The sequence below is a fragment of the Roseateles oligotrophus genome (assembly GCF_025717515.1).
In the GTDB taxonomy this organism is placed as follows: Bacteria; Pseudomonadota; Gammaproteobacteria; order Burkholderiales; family Burkholderiaceae_C; genus Paucibacter_A; species Paucibacter_A oligotrophus.
The window spans coordinates 200,615-225,666 of sequence record NZ_JAJIRN010000005.1 but is presented as its reverse complement, the minus strand read 5'-3'; the positions used below and the strand labels follow the sequence as shown (position 1 = coordinate 225,666).

The window sequence follows — 25,052 nt, the reverse complement described above, 5'->3', positions numbered from 1 at the left end:
AGCGCTGCAATTCCATTAACGCGAATTGCGCTTGCGCTCGTTTTCGGTCAAGTAGCGCTTGCGCAGGCGCACGCTCTTGGGCGTGATTTCGACCAACTCGTCGTCCTCAACGAACTCGACACCATATTCCAACGTCAAGTCGATCGGAGGCGTGATCTTGATCGCGTCTTCCTTGCCACTGACGCGGAAGTTGGTCAGCTGCTTGGTACGTGTGGCGTTGACGACCAGATCGTTTTCACGGCTGTGGATACCGACGATCATGCCTTCGTAAACCGGATCATTCGGCTTCACGAACATGCGGCCGCGGTCATCCAGCTTGCCCAGGGCGTAGGTGAAGATCTCACCCGCGTCCATCGAAATCAGCACGCCGTTCTTGCGGCCGGCGATCTCGCCCTTGTGAGCTTCGTAACCGTCAAAGATGTTGCTGATCAAGCCCGAACCACGGGTCAAGTTCATGAACTCGTTGGCGAAACCGATCAGGCCACGGGCCGGAATACGGTACTCAAGGCGCACGCGGCCACGGCCGTCCGGCTCCATATTGACCAACTCGCCCTTGCGCTCGCCCAAGGCTTGCATGACGCCGCCCTGATGCGCTTCTTCGACGTCGGCCGTGACCAACTCGATAGGCTCATGCTTGACGCCGGCCACATCATGGAACACCACGCGCGGCTTGCTGACGGCCAGCTCATAGCCTTCGCGGCGCATGTTTTCCAACAGAATGGTCAGGTGCAATTCACCGCGGCCCATCACTTCAAAGATACCGTCTTCGTCGGTTTCCGAAACGCGCAAGGCCACATTGCTCTGCAGCTCTTTCTGCAGACGATCCCAGATCTGACGGCTGGTGACGAACTTGCCTTCACGACCGGCCAAGGGGCTGGTGTTAACGCAGAAGTTCATCGTCAGCGTAGGCTCATCGACCTTCAACATCGGCAGCGGTGCCGGGTTGGTAGCGCTGGTCACGGTAACGCCGATGCCGATCTCGTCCAGACCGTTGATCAAGACGATGTCGCCAGGGCCGGCTTCGGTGACTTGCACCCGGTCCAGACCTTGGAAGGTCAACACATTGTTGACACGACCCTTGCTGGCCTTGCCGTCCGGGCCTTCCATGACCATCACGTCCATGCCGGGCTTGAGCGTGCCTTGGCCGATGCGGCCAACGCCGATGCGGCCGACGAAGGTCGAATAGTCCAGCGCCGAGATTTGCAGCTGCAGCGGAGCTTCCGGGTCACCTTGCTGAGGTGGCACGTGACGCAAAACGGTGTTGAACAGGGCCGACATGTCGGGGCCCCACTGCTCGCCCGGTGTGCCTTCTTCCAGCGAAGTCCAGCCATTGATGCCGGAGGCATAGACCACCGGGAAGTCCAGTTGCTCATCGGTCGCGCCGAGCTTGTCGAACAAGTCGAAAGCGGCATTGATCACGGCATCGGGCTTGGCGCCCGGCTTGTCGACCTTGTTGACCACGACGATGGGCTTCAGACCCAAGGCCAAGGCCTTCTTGGTCACGAAGCGAGTCTGTGGCATCGGGCCTTCTTGCGCGTCGATCAACAGCACCACACCGTCGACCATCGACAAGGCGCGCTCGACTTCACCGCCGAAGTCCGCGTGGCCGGGGGTGTCAACGATGTTGATGTGGGTACCTTCCCAGCTCACGGCACAATTCTTGGCCAGAATCGTGATGCCGCGTTCACGCTCGATGGCGTTGTTGTCCATGACGGTGTCGACCACTTTTTCGTGCTCGGCAAAGGTACCGCTCTGGCGCAGCAATTGGTCAACCATGGTGGTTTTGCCATGGTCAACGTGGGCAATGATGGCGATATTACGAATCTGCTTACTCATACGACACTTTCTAAAAATCTGGTACTGGTACTCAGGAGGCTTTCGACCTCTTGGGGACTCAACAATCGGTCGGCGATCAATTCACCGGCTGTGATGTGCGCGCTGCCTAAAAAGGCTTGGGGTTCGGGTCCGTAGACCCGCACATGCGTCACATCTTCAGCGCCTTGGTCCGCAGCCAAACGGCGCCGCAAACCGGTCAAGAAGCGGGCCGCCTCCGCGCTGTCCAAACGCAGCTCGGGCCAGTCCGCCAACAATGAGTCCGGCGGGCGCAACAAAGCCTCCCGCTCGATCTCGGTCAAAGCCGCCAAGGCGTCCAGGCTGATCGCCTGAGCGACATTGAGCGGACCAGATCCGGTCCTGCGCAGCGCGCTCAGCGAGGCACCGCAAGCCAACACCCGGCCGATGTCTTCGGCCAAGGTGCGGATATAGGTGCCCTTGCTGCAACGCACGGCAATCGTCAACTGCTCAGCTTGCCAGTCAACGATGTCAATCGAATGAATTGTCACGCGGCGCGAGGGGCGATCGATATGGATGCCGGCTCTGGCGTATTCATACAGCGGCCGGCCTTCATGCTTGAGCGCCGAGTACATCGGCGGCACTTGGTCAATCGGCCCGGTGAACCTTGCACAGGCGGCCTCGATTTGCTCGCGCGTCACTGCGAGAGCGGCCGCCTCGTTCCGATCCAAGACGTCACCTTCGGCGTCGCCGGTGGTCGTCGTCAAACCTAAAAACAAGGTTGCCTCATAGGCCTTGTCGGCATCCAGGCTGACCTGACTGAACTTGGTGCCGGCGCCAAAACACAGTGGCAACAAGCCGGTGGCCAAGGGGTCCAGCGTACCGGTATGGCCGGCCTTCTCCGCCCGCAGCAGCCATTTGGCTTTCTGCAGTGCATCATTGCTGGACAGACCCAGCGGTTTGTCCAAGAGCAACACGCCATGCACGGCACGGCGCGGAGTCTTGACTCGCTGGCTTGGGGTATTCGTCATCAAAACGCTTACTCGTTCGTCTCGGTCTTGGCCGCTGGCAAATCTGCAGCGGCATCGTCTGAGTTCGCAGGTACAGCTTCGTCATCCAAGGCACGCGTCGCGTTCGCCTTGTTGATCAAGGCGCTCAACTCGGCCGCACGCTCGATCGTGCGGTCATAGTGAAAGTGCAAACTCGGCACGGTATGAATTTGCAGACGCTTGAACAGGCCGTTACGCAAAAAGCCCGCAGCCTCGTTGAGCGCTTCACCGGTCTCGACTGGGTCACCGACCAAAACCGAGAAAAACACCTTGGCGTGGGCATAGTCGGGCGTCACCTCAACGGCGTTGACCGTGGCCATGCCGATCCGCGGGTCTTTCAACTCACGAATCAACTCGGCCAAATCGCGCTGAATCTGATCCGCCACGCGGAAGGACCGATTCGGTATTACTCGTTTATGTCGCATGCTCAACTCCTTGCCTGCTGCTCTTGCCGCTTATTTGCACCGCCCATCAAAAACAAACCCCGCCACTCTTTGGAGGGCGGGGTTTGCTCTGGGTGAGGGCAAATCCGCCTTAGAGCGTTCGGGCCACTTCCTTGACCTCGAAGAATTCCAGCTGATCGCCCTCGGCGATGTCGCTGTAATTCTTCAACTTGATACCGCACTCGAAGCCTTCGCGGACTTCGCGCACATCGTCCTTCATGCGCTTGAGGGTGTCGATATCGCCGGTGTAGATCACCACGTTTTCACGCAGCAAACGGAAGCGAGCCGAGCGGTTGACGACACCCGAGGTGACCATACAACCGGCAATGGTGCCGATCTTGGTCGCCACGAAGACGGTGCGGATCTCGGCCATGCCGATAATTTCTTCGCGTTGCTCCGGCGCCAACATGCCGGTCATTGCTGCCTTCACCTCATCGACTGCGTCGTAAATGATGTTGTAGTAGCGCAGATCAACAGCATTGCCTTCGGCCAGCTTGCGCGCGCCGGCATCGGCCCGCACATTGAAGCCGATGATGACGGCCTTGGAGGCGATCGCCAAGTTGACGTCCGATTCGCTGATGCCGCCCACCGCCGCGTGCACGATCTGCACCTTGACTTCGGGGGTAGACAACTTGAGCAGCGAAGAAGCCAGCGCTTCTTGCGAACCTTGCACATCGCTCTTGATGATGATGCCCAAGGTCTGCACGTCGCCGGCGCCCATGTTCTCGAACATGTTCTCCAGCTTGGAAGCCTGCTGACGCGACAACTTCACGTCACGGTATTTGCCGGAGCGGAAGGTGGCGATTTCACGCGCCCGACGCTCGTCGCTCAGCACCATGAACTCATCACCGGCACGCGGCACTTCGGTCAAGCCTTGAATTTCGACCGGAATCGATGGGCCGGCTTCACTGCAAGCCTTGCCGTCTTCGTCCAGCATGGCGCGCACGCGGCCATAGGTAGAACCCGCCAGCACGACATCGCCACGTTTCAAGGTACCCGACTGAACCAGGATGGTGGCAACCGGGCCACGGCCCTTGTCCAAGCGGGCTTCGATCACCAGACCCTTGGCCATCGAACCGACGGGCGCCTTCAACTCCAGCACCTCGGCCTGCAGCAGGACTTGCTCCAGCAGACTGTCGATGCCTTCGCCGGTCTTGGCCGAGACGCCCACAAACGGGGTGTCGCCGCCAAACTCTTCGGGCACGACGCCTTCAGCAACCAACTCGCCCTTCAGGCGTTCCAGATTGGCGCCTTGCTTGTCGATCTTGTTCATCGCCACGACCAGCGGCACACCGGCTGCCTTGGCGTGGTGAATCGCTTCCTTGGTCTGCGGCATCACGCCGTCGTCCGCCGCCACCACCAGGATGACGATGTCGGTAGCCGTGGCGCCGCGAGCACGCATGGCGGTAAACGCCGCGTGACCCGGGGTATCCAGGAAGGTGATCATGCCGCGTGGCGTCTCGACGTGATAGGCGCCGATATGCTGCGTAATGCCACCCGCTTCGCCAGCCGCAACGCGGGCACGACGGATGTAGTCCAAGAGCGAGGTCTTGCCGTGGTCAACGTGACCCATGACGGTAACAACAGGCGCGCGAGCCGTTGACTCATGCGCTTGCTCGGACGTGGTTCCCTCTTCTTCCAGGAATGCATCCGGATCATCGAGCTTGGCGGCAAAGGCCTTGTGGCCCATTTCTTCGACCAAAATCATGGCCGTTTCTTGGTCCAATTGCTGGTTGATCGTGCACATCTGGCCGAGTTTCATCAAATGCTTGATGACCTCGGACGCCTTGATGGACATCTTGTGAGCCAGATCGGCTACCGAGATGGTCTCTGGGATATGCACTTCTTGGACTTGCATTTCTGCAGGCGCGACAAAGGTCGACGGGCCACCACGGCGATCCGCGTTGCGATCGGGTGCGCCACGACGGCCACCCGCACCACCACGACTCGGCGCACGCCATGCACCGGCGGCCGGACGCGCGCCACCCGGGGCGGCTGGGCCGGCGGGCTTGACGCCGCCACGCTTTTTGTCGTCGGACCAGGTCGAAGACAGCTTCTCCGACTTGACCGACTTCTTGTCACCCGGCTTGGCAGCACCCGCTGCACCCGCCGCTGCCGGCGCGCCTGGCACACCCGGCTTCTTGTGGATGGTGCCCTTGATGGCATCCTTGGGCGGCTCAACCGGCTTGGGCTCTTCCTTCTTCGCGACCATGACCTTTTTAGGTGCATTCATCATCGCGCGGATGGCGGCCGCTTCGGCCTCGGCGGCTTGACGGCGACGCGCCAGGTCAAGCTGCTTTTGTTTCTCTTCGACCACCACATCAACCGCCTTCACCACGCGCAGCGCAGGCTTGGCCGGCTCCGCAGGTGCTGCTGCAGTTGGTGCCGCTGCTGGGACTGCAGCAGCGACCGGCGCGCTGACAGCCACAACGGGAGCGACTTCAACAACTTGCGCTGCGACGACCGCGGCGGCGGGAACCGGCGCGGCAACAGGTGCGGCGCGCGCAGCGGCAGCAGCCTTGTTGATCGCAGCGGCTTCTTTGGCCACGGATTCAGCGGTTGGACGCGGTGCTTTGGGCGCCTTGGCTGCGGCCTTTGTTGCTGCAGCCTCGGCAGCAGCGCGAGCGGCTGCTTCTTCAGCAGCGCGAGCCTCGGCCGCGGCTTTTTCCTGGCGACGCTTCTCATCCGCTTCACGAGCAAGGCGATCCGCCTCTTCTCGCTCACGCACTCGGGAGGCCAATTCCTCTTCTTGCTGACGCAGCGAGGCGGCTTGAGCCTGAGCCTCTTCTTCACGGCGATGCAGTTCGGCATCTTCGGCCGCAGCCACACCGGCGTCTTCTAAGCCGGGCGTGCCATCAAGCTTGACGAAGGTCCGCTTCTTGCGAGTCTCCACAGGGATGACGCGCGACTTTCCGCTGGCATCGGCTTGCTTGATCTCGCTGTTCGTCTTGCGAGTCAGCGTGATCTTCTTGCGGTCGGCGCCGCCGGTACCGTGCGAGGTACGCAGGTGGTCGAGCAGACGCTCTTTGTCGGCTTCGTTCAAGACGTCTTCGGTAGACGCCATCTTGACGCCCGCAGCATGGAGCTGCTCAAGCAGTGTGTCCGCAGGCTTCTGTAGCTCTGCGGCAAACTGGGCGACGGTGGTCACAGCCATTGTTAAATCCTTAACTTATGCGTTCGGTGCTGGGCGAGAATTGGGTCGAGCAAAAGCCTTTAGGCTTAGGCCGTGAACCAATGCTCGCGAGCCTTCATGATCATGGTGCGGGCCAAGCCCTCATCCATGCCAGCGAGTTCAACGAGTTCGTCGACGGCCAAATCGGCCAGATCGTCGCGGGTATGAATGTCGCCAGCGGAGAGTTTTGCGACCAGATCAGGCGTCATGCCTTCCAGATCGCGCAGGTCTTGGGACACGTCCTCGACCTTCTCTTCGCGGGCAATCTCCATGGTCAACAAAGCATCCTTGGCTCGGGTGCGCAATTCGTTGACCGTGTCCTCGTCGAAGGCCTCAACTTCCAGCATTTCCTGCATAGGCACGTAGGCCACTTCTTCCAGGCTGGTAAAACCCTCGGCGATCAAGATGTCGGCGACTTCCGCATCGACATCGAGTTTCTCGATGAAGAGCTTGCGCACCGACTCTGATTCTTGCTCATGTTTGACGGCCGATTCCTCGGCCGACATGATATTGATGCGCCAGCCAGTCAGCTCCGACGCCAAACGAACATTCTGCCCACCGCGACCGATGGCGATGGCGAGGTTTTCCTCGTCCACCACCACATCCATCGCATGGCGCTCTTCATCAACAACGATCGACTGCACGTTGGCCGGAGCCAAAGCGCCGATGACAAACTGCGCCGGATCTTCGGACCACAACACGATGTCGACGCGCTCACCGGCCAATTCGTTGGTCACGCCATTGACGCGCGAACCACGCACGCCGACGCAGGTGCCGATCGGATCAACCCGCTTGTCATGCGACAGCACGGCCAACTTGGCACGCGAACCCGCATCACGCGCGCAGCTCTTGATCTCCAGCAGACCCTGCTCGATCTCAGGCACTTCTTGCGAAAACAACTCCGTCATGAAGGACGGGGCGTTGCGCGACAGCATGATCTGCGGGCCACGCTGGGTGGGGTCAATACCCAAAATCACCGCACGCACCCGGTCACCGGTGCGCAGGTTTTCCTTGGGGATCATCTCACTGCGCTTCAGGCGGCCTTCAATCCGGCCGGATTCAGCAATGATGTCGCCCTTGTCCAGGCGTTTGACGGTGCCGACAAAAATCTGCTCGCCACGCGCCAAGAAGTCGTTCAACAACTGCTCACGCTCGGCATCACGAATCTTCTGCAGGATCACCTGCTTGGCGGCTTGCGCACCAATGCGGCCGATAGGCACCGAATCAATTGGCTCTTCGATGTGATCTTCGACTTCGATGTCGGCAATCTGCTCTTGCGCCTCGAATAGCAGAATTTCTGCATCCGGGTTTTGCAAGCCAGCCTCATTGGGCACCACATGCCAGCGACGGAAGGTCTCATAGGCGCCAGATTCGCGGTCAACTGAAACGCGAATATCGGCCTCGCCACCGCAAAGTTTTTTAGTAGCCGAAGCGAGCGCCGCCTCGACAGCACCAAACACTACGTCGAGCTCGACGCTTTTCTCGCGAGAAATCGCGTCCACCAACATCAACAGTTCGCGGTTCATTGATCAGGACCTCCGTCTACTTTGTCATCTTTGCTCTCGGCCTTGGCCCGCTTCGGCTTCTTGGCCGACTCGGGTTTTACGCCGCGACCCTTGAAACTCACCACCGGCACCAAGCGTGCCTCGCGGATTTCTTCGAGGGCAAAATCCAAGGCCTGATCGGCCTTGCCATCATTAAAAACTATGCGCCAAGCCGCCACAGGTGCCGACTCGGCAGCACCCTCGACTTCAATCTTGGCGGCTTCAGCGGCCGGCGCAACGGCCAACACACCCTGATATTTCTTGCGACCCTGAAACGGCATGCGCAAGCTGATCTCAATCTCTTCACCCACAAAACGGGCGTAGTCCGCCGACTTCTTCAGCGGACGATCCAAACCGGGAGAAGAAACCTCAAGGCGCTCGTAAGGGCAAGCCTCAACTTCCAGCAAATACTGCAACTGACGCGTCACGCGCTCGCAATCCTCAACATCGATCAAACCACCGGCCAAAGCCAACTCAGGCAACTTGTCGATGTACACGCGCACCAGACCAGCCGGAGTGCGCTCGCAATCCACCAAGTCGTAACCCAATCCGGTTACCGTCTTTTCAACAGCCTCTTGCCAATTCATGCGCGGTATATTTTCTTGTATCTGGAGTAATGCGTAACGATTAAAACTTTATGCAAAGGAGAACGTTCAAGCAAAAAAAATGGGCTGGATGAATCCGCCCAACTTCCCAACTCGAGATTCCACTCAGCCCTTGGCGCCCATTCCGAAAAGGAATCAACACCGGACCAACTCGACTCAAACACAAGACTGCTACAAGGATCAGGCCTACTGAACAAAGCAAATGAGTCTGAGCGAGTCACTGAGCTGACTCAGCGAAGCCGGGATTGTACTATGCAAGCAGACCCCAGACAAGCAACATGCTTGCTAATACGCTGAGCCATGCGAAAATCATCGATTGTTTCAAATCAAAGGAGCCACTATGGGATTTCTGGCAGGCAAGCGATTGCTGATCACAGGCCTTCTGTCCAACCGATCCATCGCTTATGGCATTGCGAAAGCTTGCCACCGCGAGGGCGCGGAACTGGCGTTCAGCTATCAAGGAGCGCGCTTCAAGGATCGCATCACCGAATTTGCCGCCGAGTTTGACTCCACGCTTATTTTTGACTGCGACGTGTCGGATGACGCGCAAATGGAGGCGCTGTTCACCGATCTGGGCGCGGTCTGGCCCGAGTTTGACGGCTTCGTTCACTCGATTGGCTTCGCCCCCCGGGATGCGATTGCCGGCGACTTCCTGGACGGCCTAACGAGGGAGAACTTCCGAATTGCTCACGACATTTCGGCCTACAGCTTCCCTGCGATGGCCAAGCTAGCCTCACCACGCCTGCGCGCGGGTGCGGCACTGCTGACCCTGTCTTACCTGGGCGCTGCCCGCTATGTGCCGAACTACAACACCATGGGTTTGGCCAAAGCCTCGCTGGAAGCCAGCGTGCGCTATTTGGCGCAATCAATGGGCAAGCGCGGCATTCGAGTCAACGGCCTGTCGGCCGGGCCGATCAAGACCTTGGCCGCTTCGGGCATCAAGGACTTCGGTAAGCTGTTGACGCAATTTGCTGCCAACACGCCGATTCGCCGCAATATCACCATCGAGGACGTCGGCAATGTGGCCGCCTTCCTGCTGTCCGACCTGGCCGCCGGCATCAGCGCTGAAATCACCTATGTGGATGGCGGCTATAGCCAAGTAGCGTTGACGGACGAAGATTGAGATTTCCCCTCGCCAATGCAAAACGGGACCCGAGGGTCCCGTTTTTTTGACTTGAAAGCAGCTATTTATCGGCTTGCACGCAGTCAACGAAATAGCTGGAACGGCCATCTTCGCCCTTGACCTCAACCAAGCCGTGCACATCGGTCGAGAAACCAGGGAATTTGCCGTTGAAATCCCTTGTGAATTTCAAATAATCGACGATCTTCCTGTTGAAACGCTCACCCGGAATCAACAAAGGAATACCAGGCGGATAAGGCGTCAACAACACCGTCGTCACGCGCCCTTCCAAGTCGTCAATAGGCACGCGCTCGGTGCGGCGATGCGCAATATGTGCATAGGCATCGCTGGGCTTCATGGCCGGATGCAAGTCAGACAAATACACCTCGGTGGTCAAGCGCGCGATATCACCCTTGGCATACATCTCGTGGATGTTTTGACACAGATCGCGCAAGCCCAGCCGCTCGTAGCGCGGATGCGCCGCCGCAAACTCAGGCAGGATGCGCCAGATTGGCGCATTCCTGTCGTAGTCATCCTTGAACTGCTGCAAGGCCGTCAACAAGGTATTCCACCGCCCCTTGGTGATGCCGATGGTGAACAAGATGAAGAACGAGTACAGCCCCGTTTTCTCCACCACCACGCCATGCTCTGCCAGGAACTTGGTCACGATGGAGGCCGGAATACCGGTCTCGGCGAACTTGCCGCTCATATCCATGCCGGGCGTGATGATGGTGGACTTGATCGGGTCCAGCATATTGAAGCCGGCCGCGATCTTGCCGAAGCCATGCCACTTTTCGTTTGCCTTGAGCATCCAATCGGCGGGCTTCCCGAAACCCTCTTCGGTCAGCTTGTCCGGCCCCCAGACCTTGAACCACCAGTCCTTGCCATATTCCTCGTCGACCTTGCGCATCGCTCGGCGGAAATCCAGCGCCTCGGAAATGCTCTCCTCGACCAAGGCAGTGCCGCCCGGCGGCTCCATCATCGCCGCCGCCACATCGCAGCTCGCAATGATCGAGTATTGCGGGCTGGTCGAGGTGTGCATCAAATAGGCTTCATTGAACAGATGTTTGTCCAATTTGACGTTCTGAGAATCCTGCACCAAGACCTGCGACGCTTGGCTCAAACCAGCCAACAACTTATGCGTTGACTGCGTCGCATAGACCATCGCCGTCTTCGGGCGCGGACGGTTTTTACCCATCGCATGGTAGGAGCCATAGAAGCTATGGAAGGCCGCATGCGGCAACCAGGCCTCATCAAAATGCAGCGTATCGATCCAGCCATCGAGCTTCTTCTTGATCGTCTCGGTGTTGTACAGCACGCCGTCATAGGTCGACTGAGTCAGTGTCATGATGCGCGGCTTGACCGTATCAACATCAACCCCCTTCAACAAGGGGTTCTTGGCGATCTTTTTGCGAATCGCCTCCGGCGAGAACTCGCTCTCCGGGATCGGGCCGATGATGCCGTAGTGATTGCGCGTCGGCGTCATGAATACCGGCACCGCACCCGTCATGATGATGGCGTGCAAGATGCTCTTGTGGCAGTTGCGATCAACCACCACCACGTCGCCCGGCGCCACCGTGTGGTGCCAGACCATCTTGTTGGAGGTCGACGTGCCGTTGGTGACAAAGAAACAGTGATCGGCATTGAAGATGCGCGCCGCGTTCTTTTCCGAGGCCGCGACCGGGCCGGTGTGGTCAAGCAACTGCCCCAACTCTTCGACCGCATTGCAGACATCGGCGCGCAACATGTTTTCGCCAAAAAATTGGTGAAACATCTGCCCAACCGGACTTTTCAAGAAAGCCACGCCGCCGCCATGCCCAGGGCAATGCCAGGAGTACGACCCGTCTTGCGCATAGTCCATCAGCGCCTTGAAAAACGGTGGCGCCAAGCCATCAAGATAGCTCTTGGCCTCGCGGATGATGTGGCGTGCCACGAACTCGGGCGTGTCCTCGAACATGTGAATGAAGCCATGCAACTCGCGCAGGATGTCATTCGGCAGATGCTGCGAAGTACGCGTCTCACCGTAGATATAGATCGGGATGTCGGCGTTCTTGAAGCGGATCTCTTCGATGAATTTGCGCAACGACAGCACCGCCGGATCGAGCTCCGGCCCGGGCGTGAACTCCTCGTCATCGATTGACAAGATGAAGGCACTCGCACGGCTCTGCTGCTGCGCAAATTGACTCAGGTCACCGTAGCTCGTGGCGCCCAACACCTCGAAGCCCTCTTTCTGAATCGCGTCGGCCAGCGCGCGGATACCCAAACCCGAAGTGTTTTCGGAGCGATAGTCTTCGTCGATGATGACGATGGGGAAACGAAAACGAAGCATCGTGAGCCTCCAGGGCTGGGACAGAGAAAAATGAAAGGCGCGAAGTGTAGAGCCAAGTCCCGCAAGAACAACGTTAACTTGAAATTAATCCGCAAAACATAGGCACCAAGGCTACCCAAACGGGGCGATACACTCGTTTCACATCATGAGCCAAAGGGAGTGACATGGAGATGACGCTGGGCAGTACTTGGTGGGTGGCATGCGGCATCTTGGTCGCCGTGGAACTATCCACCGGCACATTCTATTTATTGATGCTCGCCCTGGGATGCGCCGCCGGCGCAGTTGCATCCCACTTGGGTTTAAGTGAGTCGCGCCAGATGCTGAGTGCAGCGGTAATCGGCGGGGCTGCGGTGGCAGCCTGCTATCTGCTCAGGCGCAACGCCCTTGGCGCATCGCCGGCAGGTGCCAACGCCGACGCCAATATGGATATCGGTCAGACCGTTGAGGTCGCAAGCTGGGAGGCCGATGGATCCACTCGCGTCAAGTATCGCGGCGCTTCTTGGCAAGCCAGCTATATAGGCAGCGCCGTGCCGGGACCGACGCCAGGACCTTACGTCATTCGAGCCATCGAAGGCAGCCGCCTGCGGCTGGATCATCAAGAAGCACTATAGGGAGCAGGTATGGAGTTCGCAATTGTTTTACTGGTTGTCGCGGTCGTGTTCATCGTTCAGTCGGTCAAAGTCGTGCCACAACAAAACGCCTGGGTCGTCGAACGCCTGGGCAAATACCACGGCACGCTGACGCCCGGCCTAAACTTCCTCTGGCCCTTTGTTGACCGACTGGCCTACAAGCATTCGCTGAAGGAGATTCCACTCGATGTACCAAGCCAAGTCTGCATCACCAAAGACAACACGCAATTGACGGTCGACGGCATCCTCTATTTTCAAGTCACGGATGCCATGCGTGCCAGCTATGGCTCGAGCAACTTCATCGTCGCCATCACGCAATTGGCCCAAACCACTCTGCGCTCGGTCATTGGGCGAATGGAGCTGGATCGCACCTTTGAGGAGCGCGACATCATCAACAGCTCGGTGGTCCAGGCCCTGGATGAAGCGGCGCTGAACTGGGGCGTCAAGGTTTTGAGATATGAGATCAAGGATCTGACCCCGCCCGCCGTCATCTTGCATGCGATGCAAGCGCAGATCACCGCCGAGCGTGAAAAACGCGCCTTGATTGCTGCCTCCGAAGGCCGCCGCCAAGAGCAAATCAATATCGCAACGGGTGCCCGCGAAGCTGCCATTGCACGCTCGGAGGGAGAGAAACAAGCCGAAATCAACAAGGCCGTCGGCGAGGCAGCCGCCATCACGGCGGTGGCGGACGCCACGGCGGACGCGATCCGCAAAATTGCGGCGGCCATTCAGCAGCCCGGCGGCGACCAAGCGGTGCAATTGAAGGTGGCCGAAAAAGCCGTTGATGCCTACGCTCAATTGGCCAAGACCAACAACACCATGATCGTGCCTGGAAACATGGGTGAAGTATCCGGGCTAATCGGAACTGCAATGGCGCTGATGAAAAGCGTTAGCGCCAAAACCTGAACTCACAGCGTGAAGCCAACAAGCAGCAAGAACAAGCGGCAAACCCAAACAAAGTTCATGACTTCGGCTTTGACATAGAAATTTGGGCTATGATGGAGGGCTTCGGAGAGGTGGATGAGCGGTTTAAGTCGCACGCCTGGAAAGCGTGTGTGGGTTTATCCCCACCGCGGGTTCGAATCCCGCCCTCTCCGCCAGTGGATTAGAAGCCCTGAAATGCTAGTCAAATCAACGACTTAGCGCTTCAGGGCTTTTTCTATTTGCCACCCGAACTTTCCACATCAATGACCCTCAGTGCAGGAAATCATTTGCTGCCCTCGGCTGAACCTCTCAGCCCTTTTTCGCCAAACCCATGCGCGCAATTGTCAGGCGTTCGGCCTCGAAGATGCGTACCGCATAACGCCCGTATTCCTCGGTACTCTTATAAATCACGGGTTGCTGAAACTTATCCAAGGTTTCCAGGACCTTGGGATCCATCAACGTTTTCTTGAAGGCATCATGCAAGACCCGCACCACCGCCGGGTCCATGCCCTTGGGGCCACCGATGCCGAACGGCGACTCGGTGACAGTGTCCCAACCGCTTTCTTTGACCGTCGGTGTATCCGGGAAGGCCTTGGTGCGCTGCGAGCCCAAGGTGGCCAAAAGACGTAGCTTGCCGGCCCGTACATGGGGCGCGAACTCAAGCGTACCACTCATCATCTGCACATGGCCGCCCAAGATCGCCTGAGTGATTTCGGCCGAGCCCTTGAAGGGAACATCCTGCGTCTTGAAGCCAGCCAGATGCGCAAACTCCTCAACCGCCAGATGCGGGGTGGTGCCGGTGCCGGTATGGCCATAGGTCAACATGCCCGGATGGGCGCGCGCCCAGGCCACCATCTCCTGCAAGCTCTTGTAGGGCGCGTCCAACATGGCCGCCAGGCCAAAGGTGTAGCCGCTCAGGCCAATAACATGAGTCAGGTCCTTGAGCGGGTCAAATGGCATCTTCTGCATATGCGGCAGGCGGTAGATACCCAAGGGCAGTTGCGTCAGCGTGTAACCGTCGGGCGCAGCGCGCAGCATCGCCGTGGCGCCCAGCGTGCCGCCGACGCCTGGGCGACTTTCCACCACCACCGGCACCCCCAAGGCCGCCGCCGCACTTTCGGCAAAGGCGCGCATTACCGCGTCGCTGGAGCCTCCAGGCGGCCAAGGGCAGATCAGCGTGATCGGGCGCGCGGGAAACCGCTCGGGCGAGGCCCAGGCCGAGCCGATCGGCAGCGCCAGTCCGGCGCTCAATAAAATTCTGCGTTGCACGAGCCACAGCCCCCTCTTTTATTGTTGAAAATCGATACCGACAGGGGCGTTTGCCGCGCCCTCAGCGCCGGAACTCCACCTCGTCCCCAGGCCGCCATAATCGCAGCTTCCTAAACGCCTACGCCTGAACCGCGCACACAGCCCTTGAAGAAACTGCTGATCTATGGCGCCGCTGGCCTTGGCCTGCTGGCACTCTTGCTAGCCGTGGCAGGCGTCTTGGTCTACCCTACCCTGCCCGATATTTCCGAGCTGAGCGACTATCAGCCCAAACAGCCGCTGCGTGTGTTCACCGCCGACGGCGTGCAGATGGGTGAGTTCGGCGCCGAGCGGCGCGACTTCCAAACGCTTGATCAGATCCCCAAGCTGATGCAAGACGCGCTGCTGGCGGTCGAAGACCACAAGTTCTATCAGCATGGCGGGCTTTATTACACCGGCATCGCCCGCGCCGTGCTGGCCAATATTTTGCAGCCGCGCAGCCAGGGCGGCTCCACCATCACGCAGCAATTGGCCCGCACCTTCTATTTGAGCAAGAAGAAAGTCTATTCGCGCAAGTTCGTCGAGGTGCTGCTGGCGCTGAAGATGGAGGGCCAACTCAGCAAGCGCGAGATTCTCGAAATCTATATGAACCAGATCTATCTGGGTCAGCGTGCCTACGGCTTCGAGGCGGCGTCCGCGGCCTACTTTGGCAAGCCATTGAAGGCCTTGTCGGTCGCGGAGACCGCGATGTTGGCGGGCCTGCCGCCGAATCCGGCCTACGCCAACCCGATCGTCAATTTCGAACGCGCCAAGCGCCGTCAGCATGTGGTGCTGAACCGCATGGCGGACTTGGGCGTGATCTCGATCGCCCAAGCGCAGGCCGCCAAGCTTGAGCCCCTGCACATCCGCAGCGCCCAGGACCCGCGCTTGCACGCCGAATTTGCCGCCGAAATGGCCCGGCAAGCCGTGCACGCCCAATACGGCGAAGAGGCTTACACGCTGGGTCTGAAGGTTTACACCACCTTGATTTCGACCGAGCAGGCCGCCGCCTACCGGGCGCTGCGGCGCAGCCTGATGGACCTGGAGCGACGCAAGGCCTACCGTGGACCCGAGGGGTTTGTGGACCTGCCCAAAGACGCGAGCAAACAAGACGCCGCCATCACACAAGCCCTGGCCGAGCACCCGGATAACGATGAACTGCGCGCGGCCGTGGTGACCCAAGTCAGCGCGGGCAAAGTCTCGGCCAGCCTGCAAAGCGGTGAAGAGCTGAGCATTGGCGGCGACGGCCTGCGCGGCCTGCAAGCGGCCTTGTCGGACAAGGCCAAAGACAGCCTGCGGATTCGCCCCGGCGCCATCATCCGGGTGCTGCGTGCTGCGCCGACCAAGGCCGAACCCAAGGGAGCATGGACGATCGTCCAAGCGCCCGAGGCCGAAGGTGCATTTGTGGCCCTGGAGCCGGCGACCGGTCGTGTGCACGCCCTGGTCGGCGGCTTCGACTTCGCCAAGAATCAGTTCAATCATGTGACGCAGGCGTGGCGCCAGCCCGGCTCGAGCTTCAAGCCCTTTGTCTACTCGGCTGCGCTCGAACAAGGCATTACGCCGACAACCATCGTCAACGATGCGCCGCTCGAGTTTGGCGACTGGGCGCCGAAGAACTACGACGGCACGTTTGACGGCCCGATGAGCGTGCGCCGGGCCTTGGCCCGCTCAAAAAATATGGTCACCATTCGCTTGATGGAGCTGATCGGCCCTGCCCAGGCGCGTGACTGGGCGGCACGGTTCGGTTTGGACATCGAGCGCCAGCCCGACAACTTGACGCTGGCACTCGGCTCCGGCAGCGTCACGCCCATGCAGATGGCCAGCGCCTATGCGGTGTTCGCCAATGGTGGCCACAAGTTGGCGCCATTGCTGATCAGCAAGATCGTCGACAGCAAGGGCGAAGTCGTCTTCCAGGCCACCGAGGCGAGCGTCTCGGAAGAAACCCGCGTGATCCCCGAGCGCAATGCTTTTCTGACCAGCAGCCTGCTGCAGGAAGTGGCGCGCAGCGGCACCGCCGCCCGTGCGCAGGCGCAGTTACGTCGCCCCGATCTGTACGGCAAGACGGGCACCACCAATGACTCGGTGGACGCCTGGTTCGCCGGTTTTCAGCCCGGTCTGGCGGCCGTGGTGTGGATAGGTTATGACCAGCCGCGCAGCCTGGGTGACCGCGAAACCGGTGGCGGCTTGGCGCTGCCGGTCTGGATCGAATACATGGCCGTGGCCTTGAAGAATCAGCCGGTGCGCGAGATTTCAGCCGTCGACGGCGTCGTGCACAGCCATGGTGACTGGAGTTTCGAAGAATTTGCCGGTGAGGCCGGCATCAGAACCTTGGGGCTCGAAGCACGCTCCCCCAGCCAGGCGGCATCGGCCGCGCCACCCAGCCCATGAGCAAGTCTCAACGTTTGCGCACGACCACACTGCCGACCGAGTAACCGGCGCCAAAGGAGCAGATCACACCCAGATCACCTTGCTTCAAATCGGCCCGGTGTTCGTGGAAGGCAATGATGGAGCCGGCCGATGCCGTGTTGGCGAAGGTATCCAGAATCAGCGGCGCAACATCTGACCCCGCCGTGGCGCCGGTTTCCCCAATTAGCTTCTTGATCACCAACTGGTTCATGCCCAGATTGGCCTGATGCAACCAATAACGCCTGACATCCGCGGGCACGGCCGCGACGCTGGCCAGATGCGCTTCGATATGGGCGGCGGCAATCGGCACCACCTCCTTGAAGACCTTGCGGCCCTCCTGGCGGAAGGTCTTGTCACGTGCCAGCGGGTCGCTGTCTTCGGCCCGGTTCATGAAACCGAAGTTGTTGCGAATATTGTTGGAGAACTGCGTCGCCAGCTTGGTGCTGACGATCTCCCATTGATCGGCCGAGCTGGCCAGATCTGCCCGCTCGATCACAATCGCCGTGCAGACGTCACCGAAAATGAAGTGGCAGTCCCGGTCGCGCCATTCCAGATGGGCCGAGGTGATCTCGGGGTTGACGACCAGCACGCATTTGCTGGCGCCGGAACGCACCGCATTGACCGCTTGCTCCAAGGCAAATGTGGCCGAGGAACAGGCCACATTCATATCGAAGCCGTAACCGCCGGCACCCAACGCGGCTTGAATTTCAACCGCCATCGCCGGGTAGGCGCGCTGCATATTGGCGCTGGCACAGAAGATTGCATCGACATCGCCGGCTTGTTTGCCCGCAGCCGCCAAGGCTTTGCGGCATGCGTCTACGCCAATCTCGGCCATCAGCGACAGCTCGTTGTCGGCCCGTTCGGTGAAGCGCGGGTACATGCGGGTCGGGTCCAACACGCCGGTCTTCTCGATCACATAACGCTGCTTGATACCGGAGGCTTTTTCGATGAACTCGACACTGGAATATGTGATGGCAACCCGCGCCCCGGAGGTAATAGCGTCGGCATGTTCGGCATTTTGCAAATCGGCGTAGGCATTGAAGGCATCCACCAGTTCGGCGTTGCTAATGATGTGCGGGGGCTGATAGAGGCCGGTACCACTGATGACGGCTGAGTACATATGAATTTTTCCTGCGCTGGCTGCGGTGCCCGCTGACATAGGGATGGGATGCCGAGCAGACACAAGAACGCTTGGTCTACCTTGCTTTGCAGGGAATTCTACGGTTGTGGAGAGGCCTTGTTGACAGATAGCTGGCTAAGGATGCGAGCCACCCAGTACGCCTCGAGCAAAAACCGCGCAAAGCCACGCAAAACCGCATTGTCAGCCGGAAGACGGCAACTCCGTCGCTTTCTGGCCAAGCAGTTATTCTCGCGCTGTACTGTTGCCGTCAGCCAAGCATGGCATGCTCCTCTGCCTATGAAAATTGCTCTCATCACCGATTTGCACGCCAACGCCCAAGCCTTCTCCGCTGTACTGGAGCATGCGCGGAGCCAAGGCGTTACCGATTACGCCTTGTTGGGCGACTTTGTCGGCTATGGCGGCGACCCCGCTTGGGTGCTCGACAAAGTACGTGAATTGGTCAGCGCCGGCGCGGTGGCGGTGCTGGGCAACCATGATGCGGCCGCTGCCTTGGGCGAGGCACCGACGATGCGAGACGAGGCGCGCGCCGCCGTCGAATGGACCCACTCGCGTTTGGATGCCGCTCAATTGGCCTTTCTCCGTCAACTGCCACTCAGCGTGACGGTCGAAGATCGCCTGTTCGTGCATGCCAATGCCTTTGATCCGGCCGGCTGGGCCTATGTCCAGGGTCGACTCGAAGCGATGCGCAGCTTGCACGCCACGACCTGCCGCTTCACCTTTTGCGGCCATATGCATGAGCCGATGCTCTATCACCTCTCTAGCACCGGCAAGGCCGGCGAGTTCACCCCGACCGCCGGCGTGAGCATTCCCCTGCTGCCGAACCGCCAATGGCTGGTGATTCCCGGCTCTTGCGGCCAACCTAGGGATGGCAATCCGGCCGCTTGTTACGCGACCTTTGACAGCCTCAGCGGCGAATTGAATTTTCAGCGCGTGCCCTATGACGTTGAAGCCGCCGCCGCCAGCATCCGCGCCGCCGGTCTGCCCGAACGATTGGCCGAACGCCTGCTGAAAGGCGAATAGCATGCCTCATACCAAGCGCAACGCAGCGGAGTCCACCTTCGGCGCCGCCAACACCCAGCCCCCTCCCATTGGTCCCCTGGAGCCCGGTCTGGTGCTGGACGGGTTCCGCCTGGAGGAGCGCCTGCATCAGGGCGGCATGGCCAATTTATGGCGCGTGACGAGGCTTACGCCGCTGGCCGGGGAGGACTTCCCGCTGATCATGAAGGTGCCGCGCATCAAGGGCGGCGAAGACCCCGCAACCATAGTCGGATTCGAGACCGAGCAGATGCTGATGCCGGCCTTGAAGGGCCCGCATGTGCCCAAGTTTGTCGCCCGCGGCGACTGGACGCGCCAGGCCCATATCGTGATGGAGCGGATTGACGGCGCCTCCTTGCGGCCGCGTTTTGATGAAGCGCCGCTGGCCTTGAGCGAGGTCGTCGAGATTGGCATCAAGGTGGCGCTTGCCTTGCAGGATTTGCACTTGCAGCATGTCGTGCATCTGGACATCAAACCGAGCAACATCATGTTCCGACCGGACGGCACCGCCGTGCTGGTGGACTTCGGTCTGTCTCGCCATGATCATCTGCCCGATCTGCTGGAGGAGGAGTTCTCGCTGCCCATGGGCACCGGGCCTTATATGTCGCCCGAGCAGGTGCAATTTGTGCGCAACGATCCGCGCAGCGACCTGTTTGCGCTCGGCGTGATGCTCTATCACCTGGCCACCGGTGAGCGGCCTTTCGGTCAGCCCTCATCGGTGCGCGGGCTGCGGCGCCGGCTCTATATCGAGCCGGTGCCGCCGCGCGCGATCGACCCCGAGTTACCGCCCTGGTTTCAAGAAATCGTGCTGCATTGTCTGGAGGTCAAGGCCGAGCGGCGCTATCAAAGTGCGGCCCAATTGGCGCTGGATTTGCAGCACCCCGAAGGTGTGGCGTTGACCAAGCGCAGCGAAAAAATCAGCAGCAGCGGCGTCTTGACGCGACTTAAACGCTGGTTCTTCGCGCTCGGCGCCGAGCCCGTGGCACAGCTCGGCGTGGCGGCTCATTTGGCCCGCAGCCCCATCATCATGGCGGCCGTCGATACTCAAAATGCCACACCCGCCTTGCTGGAAAAATTGCGCGAAACCGTGCGCCGGATCGTGCAAGCCGAACCGAGTGCCCGCCTGGCCTGTGTCAGCGTGATGAGGACACACCGGATCGGCATGGACGAGTTGACCGACAGCGAGGGCAAGAGCGTCCATGTCAAGCAGTTGATTGCCCTCAAACATTGGGCCAGGCCGATCAGCCGCGCCTTGGAGTTGGGTGATGGGCGCCTGACCTTTCATGTGCTGGAGGCCCCCGATGCCGCCACCGCCATTCTCGAATTCGCAGCCAAAAGCGGCACCGACCACATCGTGATGGGTGCCCGCCGCGCAACCGCTCTGAGGCGCTATCTGGGCAGCGTATCGGCACAGGTGGTGACGCAATCGGCCTGCACGGTCACCGTGGTGCGGGAAGTTTCACAGGATCTTTGAAATGGCCAGCAACCCCTGCCTCACCTGTGGCGCATGTTGCGCCAGTTTTCGGGTCGACTTCGCCAAAGAAGAGCTGCAAAGCGAAGGCGGCTGCGTACCCGACGGCCTGACGGTCGAATTGAACGCACGCCTGTTCCGGATGCGCGGCACCGACCATGCCGCGCCGCGCTGCGCGGCCTTGGTCGGCACGCTCGGCGTGCAAGCCGGCTGCGGCATCTATGAGTGGCGGCCCGCGCCTTGCCGCGAGTTTGGCCTACGCGCCCCCATGGGTATTGGGGACGAGGCTTGCGCACGCGCTAGAGCGCGCCACGGGCTGGCGCCGCTGTAGTTCACCTCATGTGATCAAGGGGCGATCGCCTCACCTTGAGCAAATCGAGCTTGCTGGTGTAGAGCTGCCGGTCGCCTTGCGTGGGGCTGTTTTCCACCGCCAAACTCAGTTGCTTACGCGCCCCTGCCAGGTCACCCAAGCCGTAATTGGCCAGACCCAGCCAAAAATGAAACTCATGGAAATAGGCCGAACGCTCTATCTCCTTGCTGAACAAGTCCTTGGCCTTTTGGAACTCGCCCGCGCGCATGGCCTCTAGCCCCATGTCAAAGAACTTATAAGGTGGATAGGGCTGCAACTGCGCCAATACCTGCGCAACCTGTGCCGACTCGCCCGGACGCCCCAGGTCCTTCAGCAGCAAGACCAGATTCGACATCGCTTGCGTATTGGCGGGTTCTTGCGCCAACACATGGCGCAGCGGCGCCTCGGCCAAAACCAAGTCGCCATGCCGCCTATAGACCACGCCCAAGGTGTTGTAAGCGGCCAGCAGCTTTGGGTCGGCGGTCAGGGCCGCGCGGGTCCACCAATAGGCCTCATCGATATGGCCTGCCTGCAGGTTTTCTGCGGCACGGTTATTCATGAACATCGCCACGATGGTGTGCTCCTCGATCACCTGGTTGCGTTGGCGGCTGCCGGGCTCTTGGCGCAAAAAGTCAATCGTCAACATACTCCCATCGGCGAGCGTTTCGCGACTCTCGGAAAGACTGCGTCCCAGGCTCAAGTTGACATGGCCGGTGAGAAAGTACAGATCGCCGGTTCGGCTCCAGACCTCATCCACATAGACGCTTTGATAGCGCACCGGCAGGCCCAGCTGTTTGGCAAAGGCCGCCGTCATGATGACCAGCGACAGGCAGTTGCCGCGACGGTCGGCGAAGGCTTGAGAGGCGTCGCGGGTGTAGCTGGCGTCGTATTCGAGTTGCAGCGAACTCTTGTTGTAAAGCGCATCCAGCAAGCCCTGGCGACTACCCTTGCTGCGCAACTGCGTGCGCATGCCGATGTCCAGATAGTCCTGCATCGCCGGACTGAAAGCGAACACCCGCTCGGCGCTGAAATCCTCCGCCGAAGGTTTGAACAAGGCATCGTGGAACAGTTGCACGGGTGCAGCCGGCATTGGCGCGGTGGCGCACGCGGACAGCAGAAGGCACAGCACAAGGCCGGTCAATGAGTGGATCCAGGACTTCATGGCGGCTCCTTACTCGGAGTGTTGACAGGAAAAGATGGGACGACCATCAATACGACTCACTCAAATCCTACTGCTGTGAGCGCGGCGGCGCTACATCTTTGATCCCCGCAAAACCGCCGTTTATCCCTCGGTTTCAGTCATTGCTGTCGGCAAGCGCAGCAGCGCAATCCTGCTTGGCCGAAACCTCGTTCGCGCTCGGTTACGCTTCGCCCCATGAATTCTCAGACGACAATCAAAACGGCCGTCAATGCCGCCGCTCAGACGGCCGAATTCGGCCGCCCGCTGCAAGGCTGGCGCTTGAAGGCTTACACCATCATTTTTGAGGCCGACACCAAGGCCGGCCGGCTATTCGACCTGGCTCTGATAGCCGCCGTATTGCTGAGCCTGGCTCTGGTGATGCTGGAAAGCGTGGCCAGTTTCAGGGCGCCCCATCAGCACTGGCTGACTTGGGCGGAATACTCGTTTACCGCCCTCTTCACGCTCGAATACCTGATGCGACTGGCTTGCGTGCGCCGGCCGCTGCGCTACGCGACCAGCTTTTTCGGCATTGTCGATCTGCTGGCCGTGCTGCCGATCTATCTGGCCTTCTTCGTCCCGGAGATGTATGCGCTGGTCGACGTGCGGGTGCTGCGCCTGCTGCGCGTGTTCCGCATCCTGAAGCTCAATGCCTATGTTGCGGCCTATATGAATTTGGGCCGGGCGTTGCGGGCCAGTTCGACAAAAATATTGGTGTTCTTGTCGGCCGTGCTGATGATTGTGTTGATCATGGGCACCGTGATGTATGTGGTGGAGGGGCCAGAGAACGGTTTCACCAGCATCCCCGTCAGTGTCTATTGGGCGATCTCCACCGTGACGACGGTGGGCTTTGGCGATATCACGCCCAAGACCGACCTCGGCCGCGCGATTGCCTCGCTGATGATGCTGTTGGGCTGGGGCGTGCTGGCCGTGCCGACAGGCATCATGACGACCGAAATGGCCGCTCAGCGTATGAGCGAAGCCATGGGAGCGGGCGGGATGAGTGGCACGGGCGAAGCCCCCACGCCAACCACTCGCACCTGCCACGCCTGTTTGCGCGAAGGTCTTCAGGCCGACTCGCACTATTGCCGCCATTGCGGCGCGCCGCTGCCCGAATACCAACGCGACTGATCGCCACCGATGATGCCAAATCTAAAAGCAAGAGCGCGCAAGCATCCCTACGGCTGGCTATTTTTCTGGCTCGCACTCGGCGTGGCCGCCTTCATCGGTTTCTGGCTGATGGCAAAAAAAATAAGCCCGACACCGCCAAGATCCATGGTGATGACGACCGGCAGCGCGGACGGGGCCTATCACCAGTTCGGCCTCAAATACCAGGCCTTGCTGAAACAGCATGGGATCGGATTAACGCTACGCACCTCGACCGGCTCGGTAGAGAATTTGGAACGCCTGAACGACGGCTCAGCCGATGTCGGCTTTGTCCAAGGCGGGCTGGGTCCGCTGGCCGCCTCACACAAGCCAACGGGGAACTTCGAAGCGCTGGAGGAGGATGCGGAACAGGCCACGTCATTGCGCTCGCTGGCCACCACCGGCCATGAGCCGGTCTGGATCTTCTCGCGCGAGCCGAGGCTATCGGGGGGCCTGGGCGCATTGAAAGGCCGGCGCGTGGCCGTCGGTGTCGCAGGCAGCGGCAACCAGAAGATCGCCTTGGAGTTGTTGGCAAGCTATGGTTTGTTGAACGCTCGCCTGGAGCCGCTGGGCGACACCGAATTGCTGACTGTAGGCGGCTTGGCCGCCGCTGACCTGCTGATCAAAAAGGAACTCGATGCTTTCATTCTGGTGGCTTCGGTGCAGGCTCCTGCGGTGCAAAAGCTGCTGGCCGCCGATGGTCTGCGCTTGGCCGCACTCGACCATGCCGAAGGTCTGGCGCGCCGTCTGCCCTATTTTCAGACCGTCACCTTGAAGCGCGGCTCGGTCAACCCGCTGCTTGACCGCCCGGCCCAGGACATCACCTTGCTGACCACCAGTTCCAACTTGGTCGTGCAAGAGGACTTGCATCCCGCTCTGGCCTATCTGCTCCTGGAGTCGGCACGTCAGATTCATCGTTCGCCAAATTTACTGGCTGGGCCGGGCGAATTCCCCAGCCCGCAGGGCACCGACTTCCCATTGGCCGATGAGTCAAGCCGTTACTTCAAAAATGGCCGGCCCTTCCTGCAAACCTATCTGCCCTTTTGGCTGGCCAATTGGGTCCAACGTCTGGCATTGCTGATCTTGCCCCTGCTGGCATTGATGTTGCCGCTGCTGCGTTTATTGCCTTTGCTGCGAAGCTGGCGCCAGGGCCGGCGCCTGTATCGGCATTACGGCGAGCTGAAGTTTCTCGAGCAAGACCTGCTGACGCGGGAGTTGAGTAGCGCCGACCGCAGCCGAGCAAGTGAGCACCTTGGCCGGATCGAGCAAGACATCCAAAAGACCCGCTTCCCGCTGGATTTCAGCGACCGTGTCTACACTTTGCGCCAGCATGTGGAGCTGGTCCGCAGCAAGCTGGCAACACCCGACCCTCTCGCTTAAAGTCTGTGCGCAGTTTCCTGCGCCTGGGTAAATTCTCCATGCCAGAATGCGCCAACA

19 protein-coding genes and 1 tRNA gene are annotated in these 25,052 nt (G+C 60.1%); 10 read left to right on the top strand and 10 right to left on the bottom strand.

All coding sequences use genetic code 11. From position 1 onward, the window contains the following. Positions 1-15: 15 nt before the first annotated feature. The 6 genes from typA to rimP form a co-directional block, all read right to left on the bottom strand. The gene (gene typA / locus LNV07_RS12305) at positions 16-1,836 is read right to left on the bottom strand and encodes a translational GTPase TypA (protein WP_263571455.1); all 1,821 of its coding nucleotides are present in this window, start codon (positions 1,834-1,836) and stop codon (positions 16-18) included. Then, a complete protein-coding gene (gene truB / locus LNV07_RS12300) occupies positions 1,833-2,822 on the bottom strand; it encodes a tRNA pseudouridine(55) synthase TruB (protein WP_263571454.1) in 990 nt (329 codons plus the stop codon). Before truB ends, typA begins: the two co-directional genes overlap by 4 nt. A gap of 8 nt (positions 2,823-2,830) precedes the next feature. Then, complete coding sequence (gene rbfA, locus LNV07_RS12295) at positions 2,831-3,265, bottom strand: 30S ribosome-binding factor RbfA (RefSeq protein ID WP_263571453.1); 435 nt, start codon at positions 3,263-3,265, stop codon at positions 2,831-2,833. Positions 3,266-3,374: 109 nt separating this feature from the next. Continuing rightward, entirely contained in the window at positions 3,375-6,437 is a 3,063-nt protein-coding gene (gene infB / locus LNV07_RS12290; protein WP_263571452.1) for a translation initiation factor IF-2, read from the bottom strand. Between the two features lie 65 nt (positions 6,438-6,502). Further along, positions 6,503-7,981: a transcription termination factor NusA gene (gene nusA / locus LNV07_RS12285; protein WP_263571451.1), complete on the bottom strand. Its 1,479-nt coding sequence runs from the start codon at positions 7,979-7,981 to the stop codon at positions 6,503-6,505. After that, the gene (gene rimP / locus LNV07_RS12280; protein WP_263571450.1) at positions 7,978-8,586 is read right to left on the bottom strand and encodes a ribosome maturation factor RimP; all 609 of its coding nucleotides are present in this window, start codon (positions 8,584-8,586) and stop codon (positions 7,978-7,980) included. Before rimP ends, nusA begins: the two co-directional genes overlap by 4 nt. Positions 8,587-8,944: 358 nt before the next feature. Here rimP and fabI point away from each other — a divergent pair, with 358 nt between their 5' ends. Then, complete coding sequence (gene fabI, locus LNV07_RS12275; RefSeq protein ID WP_263571449.1) at positions 8,945-9,727, top strand: enoyl-ACP reductase FabI; 783 nt, start codon at positions 8,945-8,947, stop codon at positions 9,725-9,727. A 61-nt stretch (positions 9,728-9,788) separates the two neighbouring features. On the opposite strand, the gene LNV07_RS12270 is transcribed toward fabI, so the two are convergent. After that, complete coding sequence (locus LNV07_RS12270; RefSeq protein WP_263571448.1) at positions 9,789-12,053, bottom strand: arginine/lysine/ornithine decarboxylase; 2,265 nt, start codon at positions 12,051-12,053, stop codon at positions 9,789-9,791. Between the two features lie 164 nt (positions 12,054-12,217). On the opposite strand from LNV07_RS12270, the gene LNV07_RS12265 reads away from it, so the two are divergent. The 3 genes from LNV07_RS12265 to LNV07_RS12255 all read left to right on the top strand — a co-directional run bounded on the left by LNV07_RS12265 (position 12,218) and on the right by LNV07_RS12255 (position 13,782). Continuing rightward, positions 12,218-12,664 (top strand): NfeD family protein, encoded by a 447-nt coding sequence (locus tag LNV07_RS12265; protein WP_263571447.1) that lies wholly within the window; start codon positions 12,218-12,220, stop codon positions 12,662-12,664. A gap of 9 nt (positions 12,665-12,673) precedes the next feature. Further along, positions 12,674-13,588, top strand: a complete 915-nt coding sequence (locus tag LNV07_RS12260; RefSeq protein WP_263571446.1) for an SPFH domain-containing protein — start codon at positions 12,674-12,676, stop codon at positions 13,586-13,588. Between the two features lie 104 nt (positions 13,589-13,692). After that, positions 13,693-13,782: transfer RNA gene (locus LNV07_RS12255), tRNA-Ser, on the top strand. A gap of 133 nt (positions 13,783-13,915) precedes the next feature. On the opposite strand, the gene LNV07_RS12250 is transcribed toward LNV07_RS12255, so the two are convergent. Further along, positions 13,916-14,875 carry a tripartite tricarboxylate transporter substrate binding protein gene (locus LNV07_RS12250; protein ID WP_263571445.1) on the bottom strand — a complete coding sequence of 320 codons (960 nt, stop codon included), beginning with the start codon at positions 14,873-14,875 and terminating at the stop codon, positions 13,916-13,918. A 144-nt stretch (positions 14,876-15,019) separates the two neighbouring features. Between LNV07_RS12250 and LNV07_RS12245 the strand changes: the two genes are divergently transcribed. After that, on the top strand, positions 15,020-17,278 hold the full coding sequence (locus tag LNV07_RS12245) for a penicillin-binding protein 1A (RefSeq protein WP_263571444.1): 2,259 nt from the start codon (positions 15,020-15,022) through the stop codon (positions 17,276-17,278). 7 nt (positions 17,279-17,285) lie between these two features. Here the strand turns inward: LNV07_RS12245 and LNV07_RS12240 are convergent, their stop codons facing one another. Then, on the bottom strand, positions 17,286-18,416 hold the full coding sequence (locus LNV07_RS12240; RefSeq protein ID WP_263571443.1) for a beta-ketoacyl-ACP synthase III: 1,131 nt from the start codon (positions 18,414-18,416) through the stop codon (positions 17,286-17,288). 297 nt (positions 18,417-18,713) lie between these two features. Here LNV07_RS12240 and LNV07_RS12235 point away from each other — a divergent pair, with 297 nt between their 5' ends. Genes LNV07_RS12235 through LNV07_RS12225 form a run of 3 tightly spaced genes read left to right on the top strand, consistent with a single transcriptional unit; the run spans position 18,714 to position 21,274 of the window. Beyond that, positions 18,714-19,457: a metallophosphoesterase family protein gene (locus LNV07_RS12235; RefSeq protein WP_263571442.1), complete on the top strand. Its 744-nt coding sequence runs from the start codon at positions 18,714-18,716 to the stop codon at positions 19,455-19,457. 1 nt (position 19,458) lies between these two features. After that, positions 19,459-20,946, top strand: coding sequence for a serine/threonine protein kinase (locus LNV07_RS12230; RefSeq protein ID WP_263571441.1), 1,488 nt, complete (start codon positions 19,459-19,461; stop codon positions 20,944-20,946). Position 20,947: 1 nt separating this feature from the next. After that, a complete protein-coding gene (locus LNV07_RS12225; RefSeq protein ID WP_263571440.1) occupies positions 20,948-21,274 on the top strand; it encodes a YkgJ family cysteine cluster protein in 327 nt (108 codons plus the stop codon). 1 nt (position 21,275) lies between these two features. On the opposite strand, the gene LNV07_RS12220 is transcribed toward LNV07_RS12225, so the two are convergent. Further along, the gene (locus LNV07_RS12220) at positions 21,276-22,454 is read right to left on the bottom strand and encodes a tetratricopeptide repeat protein (RefSeq protein WP_263571439.1); all 1,179 of its coding nucleotides are present in this window, start codon (positions 22,452-22,454) and stop codon (positions 21,276-21,278) included. 213 nt (positions 22,455-22,667) lie between these two features. Here LNV07_RS12220 and LNV07_RS12215 point away from each other — a divergent pair, with 213 nt between their 5' ends. Both LNV07_RS12215 and LNV07_RS12210 read left to right on the top strand, forming a co-directional pair. Continuing rightward, entirely contained in the window at positions 22,668-23,600 is a 933-nt protein-coding gene (locus tag LNV07_RS12215; protein ID WP_263571438.1) for an ion transporter, read from the top strand. 9 nt (positions 23,601-23,609) lie between these two features. Next, positions 23,610-24,995, top strand: coding sequence for a TAXI family TRAP transporter solute-binding subunit (locus LNV07_RS12210; protein ID WP_263571437.1), 1,386 nt, complete (start codon positions 23,610-23,612; stop codon positions 24,993-24,995). Positions 24,996-25,052: the final 57 nt, after the last annotated feature.